Here is a 6,730-nt window from a genome sequence, read left to right on the forward strand (position 1 = left end):
TCCGGCCTTTCTGAATGCAAAAGCCCCGCTCGATGAGCGGGGCTTTTTTATGGCGGGTCGGGCTGGTTTTTCTGGCTGGCCGGTCGGGTGTCCAGTCCGACCGGCGACGGGGATCGTCATCCCCGCCCCTTCATCATCCAGCTCGCTGCCGGCTTAACCGCCAACGGCGATACGCTTCATGTCCTTCATGTAGCCGCGCAGTACCTGACCGATCGCTTCGATGGGGTGGTTGCGAGTCGCCTCATTGGCCGCCAGCAGCGCCAGGTTATCAACGCTCTGCCCTTCCGCCTTGCTGGCACCCAGATCACCGGCCTTCAGAGTCGGCATGAAGTGCTCACGCAGCAAGGGCACGGCGGCGTTGGCGAACAGGTAGTTGCCGTACTCGGCGGTGTCGGAGATGACCACGTTCATCTCGTACAGACGCTTGCGAGCGACTGTGTTGGCGATCAGCGGCAGCTCGTGCAGGGATTCGTAGTAGGCGGACTCCTCGTAGATGCCGGAAGCCACCATGGTCTCGAACGCCAGCTCGACACCCGCCTTGACCATGGCCACCATCACAACGCCATTGTCGAAATACTCCTGCTCGGCAATCTTGCCGGCGAACGCCGGGGCGTTTTCGAAGGCGGACTTGCCGGTCTCTTCGCGCCAACCGAACAGTTTGGCATCGTCTTCGGCCCAGTCGGCCATCATGCCGCGAGAGAACTCACCGGCGATGATGTCATCCATGTGCTTCTCGAACAGCGGGCGCATCAGGGTGCGCAGTTGCTCGGAGAGCTCGAAGGCACGCAGCTTGGCCGGGTTGGAGAGCCTGTCCATCATCAGGCTGATGCCACCCTGCTTGAGGGCTTCGGTGATGGTCTCCCAGCCGAACTGGATCAGCTTGCCGGCGTAGGCCGGGTCTGTCCCTTCGGCAACCAGCTTGTCGTAGCAGAGCAGGGAACCGGCCTGCAGCATGCCGCAGAGGATGGTCTGCTCGCCCATCAGGTCAGATTTCACTTCCGCAACGAAGGAGGATTCCAGTACGCCGGCACGGTCGCCACCGGTGGCAGAAGCCCACGCCTTGGCGATGGCCATGCCTTCACCCTTGGGATCGTTCTCCGGGTGGACGGCGAGCAGGGTCGGCACACCGAAACCGCGCTTGTACTCTTCACGCACCTCGGTACCCGGGCACTTGGGCGCCACCATGACGACCGTGATGTCGGCGCGGATCTGCTGACCCTCTTCCACCACGTTGAAGCCGTGGGAGTAGCCCAGGGCGGCGCCTTGCTTCATCAGCGGCATCACGGTTTTCACCACGTCGGAGTGCTGCTTGTCCGGGGTCAGGTTCAGCACCAGATCGGCGGTCGGGATCAGCTCTTCATAGGTGCCGACCGCGAAGCCGTTGTCGGTGGCCTTCTGCCAGGAGGCACGCTTCTCGGTGATGGCAGCTTTGCGCAGGGCATAGGAGATATCCAGCCCGGAGTCGCGCATGTTCAGACCCTGGTTCAGACCCTGGGCACCACAGCCCACAATCACCACCTTCTTGCCCTTCAGCACGTCGCAACCGTCGGCGAATTCCGCCCGCTGCATGAAACGACACTTGCCCAGCTGGGCCAACTGCTGACGCAGGTTCAAGGTGTTGAAATAGTTAGCCATGGTGATTGCTCCGTTAGATTGATTCCATGCCGGATGACGGCGTTGTCTGAACCACTATAGCGCGGGACACTTATTGCCTGAACTGATATATTCGAAACAGTATGTTGCAAGAATTGAAAGATGATTCTTGGCAATCTCACCCAGTGTCATCCCAGATCGGCAAGCGCGCCGCGGCAGGAATTGAAAGATGGACCTTCGCAATCTCGAGCTGTTTCTCCACCTCGCCGACTCACTCCACTTCGGCAAAAGCGCCGATGCCATGGCGGTCAGCCCCTCCACCCTGAGCCGAGCCATCCAGCGACTGGAGCAGGAGACCGGCTGCGTGCTGTTCGATCGGGACAACCGCTCGGTACGATTAACCCCCGCTGGCGAGAAGCTGCGGGAGTTCGGCGGCGGCCTGTTGCAGGAGTGGCGTCAGCTCAAGCAGGAGCTCAAACGCAGCGACGAACCGCTGCAAGGGCGGCTGCGGGTGTTCTGCTCGGTTACCGCCAGCTACTTTCTGCTGCCCGAGGTGCTGGAGCGCTTTCGTCGCCGCTATCCCCAGCTGGAGATCAAGCTGGAGACCGGCGACCCGGCGCTGGCGGTAGACAAGATCCTGGCGGACGAGGCCGATCTCGCCATAGCCGCGCGGCCGGATGCGCTCTCGTCCAAGCTGGAGTTTGCCAGCCTGCAACAGGTGCCGTTGGTGTTCATTGCCCCACGCAACCCGCCTCAACCCAACCAGTGGTTTTTGCAGGGAGAGCCCGACTGGGAGCGGCTGCCGCTGATCCTCTCCGAGCAGGGGCTGGCGCGAAAGCGCTGTGACCAGTGGTTTCGCAACAAGGGCATAGCCCCCAACATCTATGCCGAGGTGGCGGGCAACGAGGGCATAGTCGCCATGGTGGCGCTCGGTTTTGGCGTCGGGCTGGTGCCTGCCGCCGTGATCGATCACAGCCCCATGGGGGAGAAGGTGCGCATCGTCGAACCCAGACCGGCGCTCAAGCCATTCGATGTCGGCATCGCCGTACTCAAGAAGCGGCTGGAAGAGCCGCTGATCCGCGCCTTCTGGGATACGGCACGCGGCCAGGGATCACTGCGCTGACGGGCTGACCGCGACCGGTGCATAGATGAGGGTCGGGTCGGCCATCATGGCACGGCTGCTGGCGGGCAGATCCGGGTTATCCAACTCCAGCATGACCCGCTCATCCAGCTTCAACCGACGAATGGTACTGCCGAACCCCTCCTCAAAGACCCGCTCGAAGGCACCCGATTGGCGCGCCCGCTGCAATCCCAGCTCGATGCGTTGTGCCAGCTCGGGATATTTTGGCGAGACAAAAAACAGTAGCGCCAGCGGATAACGAAACACCAGATGAGGCTCTATGGCCAAATCCGGATGTGACTTGAGCTCATCTTCTATTTCGATGACGGAGCGCAGGAAGCAGTCGAAACGCTGCTTGCGCAGCATGTTGAACAAGGCCTCATACAGGCTGCCGACCACGACCCTGAGACCGTTCGTCTTGAGCAGGCGGGTATCGGGCCAGGATCTGTGCTGGCCTATGGTGAGCCCGGAGTGATGCCAGTCAGCCAAGGAGTGGATCCTGGCAAACCGCCCCTCATCCCCCTGCCGGATGAGGCAGACCCGCCAGCCCAGCAACCCCTTCGCCAGCGGAATATGGATAGGAAGCAGGGTACGTTCCCGCTCCTCATCGGGCGCGAATACCCCGATCTGCACCAACTCGCCACCCTGCAACTCCTTGACGGCTCGTCCCTGCTCCATCGGCGGGCCGGCACTCAGGCGGTAGGCCCATATTCAGGCACGGTCAGATCGAGCGACAGCCGCAGCAAGCCTGCCACGGCCGGATTGGGATGATCCAGCAGCAGGTTCCAGGCCCGAATGTGCGACTCGGCAGCCAGAGCACTCCCCGAAAAGAGTGCGATGCACCACAGCCAGACTCTGATCATGTACCTCGCCCCTCAGCGTTTCATGCACTCACTATAATGCGTGCGGGCCCGGTACTGAGCCCGGCCCCGCAGATGTGTGAGCCGCTTCGTGTCAAATCTGACAATGGTCATAACGAGATGGCAGTCACAGACTAGACTCTACGTTCAGCCTGAATGGAAGGAGCCTCGCCATGATGCGTCATCTGATCGAAATCAACAGCTCACAGCTGTTTGAAGAGTACCTGCAGAGTCTGGGCGTACCACAGACCCCGCTGGATCGGGAGCAGGATATCTATCTGCAGGAACGCCATCTGGCGGCGGTGCGCCAGATCCAGGGCAAGATGAAGTTTTATCTGCGAGTCAGCGCCCTCACCAAACAGTGATCCGCAACCGGTCACAGAACAGGCAGTCAAAGCGTATTAAACTGGCACCATCCGCCACCCACGGGAGTGCCCATGAAACCAAGCGGCCTGGATCGGCTCTTCAAACCCCAGTCAATCGCCGTCATCGGTGCCTCGACCAACCCGCAGAAAGCGGGTCATGTGGTGATCAGGCACCTGCTCGCGGGCCAGTTCAAGGGCCCCATACTGCCGGTCAGCCCGCACAACAAGGCCATCGCCGGCGTACTGGCCTATCCCGATATCAGCAGCCTGCCGCTCTCCCCCGATCTCGCCATCATATGCACCAAACGCGAACGTGTATTGCCACTCATCGAAGAGTTGGGCAAGAAAGGCGCCGGAGCTGCCATCATACTGGCTGCCGACTTCTCCATGCAGGAGAGAGCGCAGCTCCAACAGCTGAGCCGCCAATACGACATTCGCCTGCTCGGCCCCAACAGCATGGGCATGCTGTTGCCGGGTCAGGGCATCAACGCCAGCTTTTCCCCCATCGCAGCCAAACCTGGCCAGGTGGCGTTTCTCTCCCAGTCAGCCGCCGTCAGCACCACCATCCTGGATTGGGCCAAGCAACATGAGCTGGGTTTCTCCGCCTTCATATCCCTCGGCGATCACTGTGACATCGACTTCGGCCAGTTGCTGGATCAGCTCTCTCGCGATGGCACCACTCGCGCCATCCTGCTCTACATGGACAAGCTGCACGACGCCCGCCACTTCCTCTCGGCAGCACGGGCGGCCTCACGCAACAAGCCCATCCTGGTGCTCAAAAGCGGCCGCCACGATCCGGCCAATGGCCTCGACAACGTCTACGATGCAGCCATTCGGCGGGCAGGCATGCTGCGGGTGCGAGATACCCACGAGCTGTTTGCCGCGGTCGAGACCCTGAGCCACTCCCTGACCCTCAAGGGGGAAAGATTGGCCATCATCTCCAATGGCCGTGGACTGGCCAACATGGCGGTCGACGTGCTGCTGGAGCGGGGTGGCAAACTGGCCATGCCACCGCGGGACATCGGTAGTGATGCCGATATTGCCGCCTATCGGCAGGCGCTGGAGACCTTGCTGCAAGGGGATGAAGCCGACGCCATCCTGCTCATTCACGCCCCCTCCCTCACGGCGCGCGGAGCCGAGCTGGCCCGCAGCCTGATCGACTACGTCAAACAACATCCCAGGGCCAAGCGCTTCAATATCCTGACCAACTGGGCCGGAGAATACTCGGCGCAAGAGGGGCGTCGTCTGTTCAGCGAGGCCGGATTTCCGACCTATCGTACTCCGGAAAGCGCCGTCGCCGCCTTCATGCACATGGTGGAATACCGCCGCAACCAGAAGCAGCTGATGGAAACCCCTGCCTCCCTGCAGGGCGACAAGCTCAACGCCGAACTCTGCCAACAACTGATCCGCCAAGCGCTGGAGCGCAAACAGCTCACACTCGATACCCACCTGGTGCACCCCATACTGCAAGCCGCCGGGCTCTCTACTTTGCCGACCTGGATCGTCTCCGATGCCATCGAGGCCACCCTGACCGCAGAGCAGATCGGCTATCCGGTCGCGGTCAAACTGCGCTCACCGGATATTGCCCACAAGTCTGCGGTGCACGGCGTCATGCTGAACCTGCGCACCTCGGCCGAAGTCGCCCAGGCAGCGGATGCCATTCTCGACAGGGTGAGGCAACACGACCCGGGAGCACGGATCGAGGGGTTGCTGGTACAACGGATGGCCCGCCGCAGCGGCGGGCTGGAGCTGAGGATCCGCCTGCAACAGGATCCTGTCTTCGGTCCCGTCATCCTGCTCGGCGAATCGGGGGCCGAGCCGCAAGAGATGGTGGCCGCACTTCCGCCGTTGAACCAGGCACTGGCACGCTACCAGATCATAGGAGCCCTCAAGAGTCGCAAGATCCGCGAGCAGGCCACCCCCGAAAAACTCGATATCGATGCTCTCGGTCAGGTGCTGTGCCAGCTGTCGGAGCTGCTGCTGGCCTTCCCCGAGATCCAGGAGCTGGACCTGCATCCACTGCAGGCATGCGGGGCCGAGATGGTCATCCTGGATGCCAGCCTGACGCTGATGCCTGTGGTGCAGGGACGCAATACACTGGCCATACGCCCCTATCCCACCGAACTGGAAGAGGGGGCCTGGCTCAAGAATCAGAGTCATGTTCTGCTGCGGCCGATCCGGCCGGAGGATGAACCCGCCCACAAGCAGTTTGTACTCAAGGTATCGGATGAAGACAGGTACAAACGCTTCTTCGCTGACGTAGGGGAGCTGGGTCATGAAGAGCTGGCCCGCATGACCCAAATTGACTACGACCGGGAGATGGCTTTCGTGGCCGTCGGGCAGGACGGGGCCTTCAGTCAGCAGATCCTGGGGGTGGTGCGAGCCATTTCCAACCCGGATCAATCCGATGCGGAGTTTGCCATTCTGGTACGTTCCGATCTGAAAGGACTCGGGCTCGGCAAGCTGATGATGGAGAAGATAGTGCGCTACGCCAGAGAGCGGGGCATTGGCCAGCTATCGGGCATGACCATGCCCAGCAATCGCGGCATGATCAATCTGGCCAAGCGGCTTGGCTTCAAGATCGACATCCAGCTGGAAGATGGGGTGGTCAACATGGAGCTACCCTGTGCCAATCAGGGCCAATGAAGAAGGGGATCAGCCATTTATCACTTATAAGTGGCTGATTTAAGGCAATAAAAAAGCCCGCTCAGATGAGCGGGCTTTCAATGTTGGGTGCCTGGCAGTGTCCTACTCTCGCATGGCGAATGCCACACTACCATCGGCGCTACCGC

Annotated in this window: 4 protein-coding genes and 1 pseudogene; 3 read left to right on the plus strand and 2 right to left on the minus strand. The window is 61.3% G+C overall.

Annotated features, from left to right (window positions below; translation table 11 throughout):
• Positions 1–153: 153 nt before the first annotated feature.
• Complete coding sequence (ilvC, locus tag ACM3N8_RS21820; RefSeq protein WP_290019811.1) at positions 154–1,635, minus strand: ketol-acid reductoisomerase; 1,482 nt, start codon at positions 1,633–1,635, stop codon at positions 154–156.
• Positions 1,636–1,822: 187 nt separating this feature from the next.
• On the opposite strand from ilvC, the gene ilvY reads away from it, so the two are divergent.
• A complete protein-coding gene (gene ilvY / locus ACM3N8_RS21825; protein WP_098981102.1) occupies positions 1,823–2,716 on the plus strand; it encodes an HTH-type transcriptional activator IlvY in 894 nt (297 codons plus the stop codon).
• Here the strand turns inward: ilvY and ACM3N8_RS21830 are convergent.
• Positions 2,705–3,576, minus strand: a pseudogene (locus tag ACM3N8_RS21830) (hypothetical protein). The gene ilvY and the pseudogene ACM3N8_RS21830 overlap by 12 nt on opposite strands.
• Positions 3,577–3,746: 170 nt before the next feature.
• On the opposite strand from ACM3N8_RS21830, the gene ACM3N8_RS21835 reads away from it, so the two are divergent.
• Together ACM3N8_RS21835 and ACM3N8_RS21840 are read left to right on the plus strand one after the other, a co-directional pair.
• A complete protein-coding gene (locus tag ACM3N8_RS21835) occupies positions 3,747–3,938 on the plus strand; it encodes a hypothetical protein (protein ID WP_098981107.1) in 192 nt (63 codons plus the stop codon).
• 72 nt (positions 3,939–4,010) lie between these two features.
• Positions 4,011–6,584: a bifunctional acetate--CoA ligase family protein/GNAT family N-acetyltransferase gene (locus ACM3N8_RS21840; protein WP_290019809.1), complete on the plus strand. Its 2,574-nt coding sequence runs from the start codon at positions 4,011–4,013 to the stop codon at positions 6,582–6,584.
• Positions 6,585–6,730: the final 146 nt, after the last annotated feature.

This window comes from Aeromonas sp. A04 (assembly GCF_047780465.1).
Taxonomy (GTDB): domain Bacteria; phylum Pseudomonadota; class Gammaproteobacteria; order Enterobacterales; family Aeromonadaceae; genus Aeromonas; species Aeromonas bestiarum.

What these genes read in the sequence shown, in the direction of transcription:
- ilvC (WP_290019811.1), bottom strand. Translation starts at nt 1,635, where the DNA reads ATGGCTAACTATTTCAACACCTTGAACCTGCGTCAGCAGTTGGCCCAG.
- ilvY (WP_098981102.1), top strand. Translation starts at nt 1,823, where the DNA reads ATGGACCTTCGCAATCTCGAGCTGTTTCTCCACCTCGCCGACTCACTC.
- ACM3N8_RS21835 (WP_098981107.1), top strand. Translation starts at nt 3,747, where the DNA reads ATGATGCGTCATCTGATCGAAATCAACAGCTCACAGCTGTTTGAAGAG.
- ACM3N8_RS21840 (WP_290019809.1), top strand. Translation starts at nt 4,011, where the DNA reads ATGAAACCAAGCGGCCTGGATCGGCTCTTCAAACCCCAGTCAATCGCC.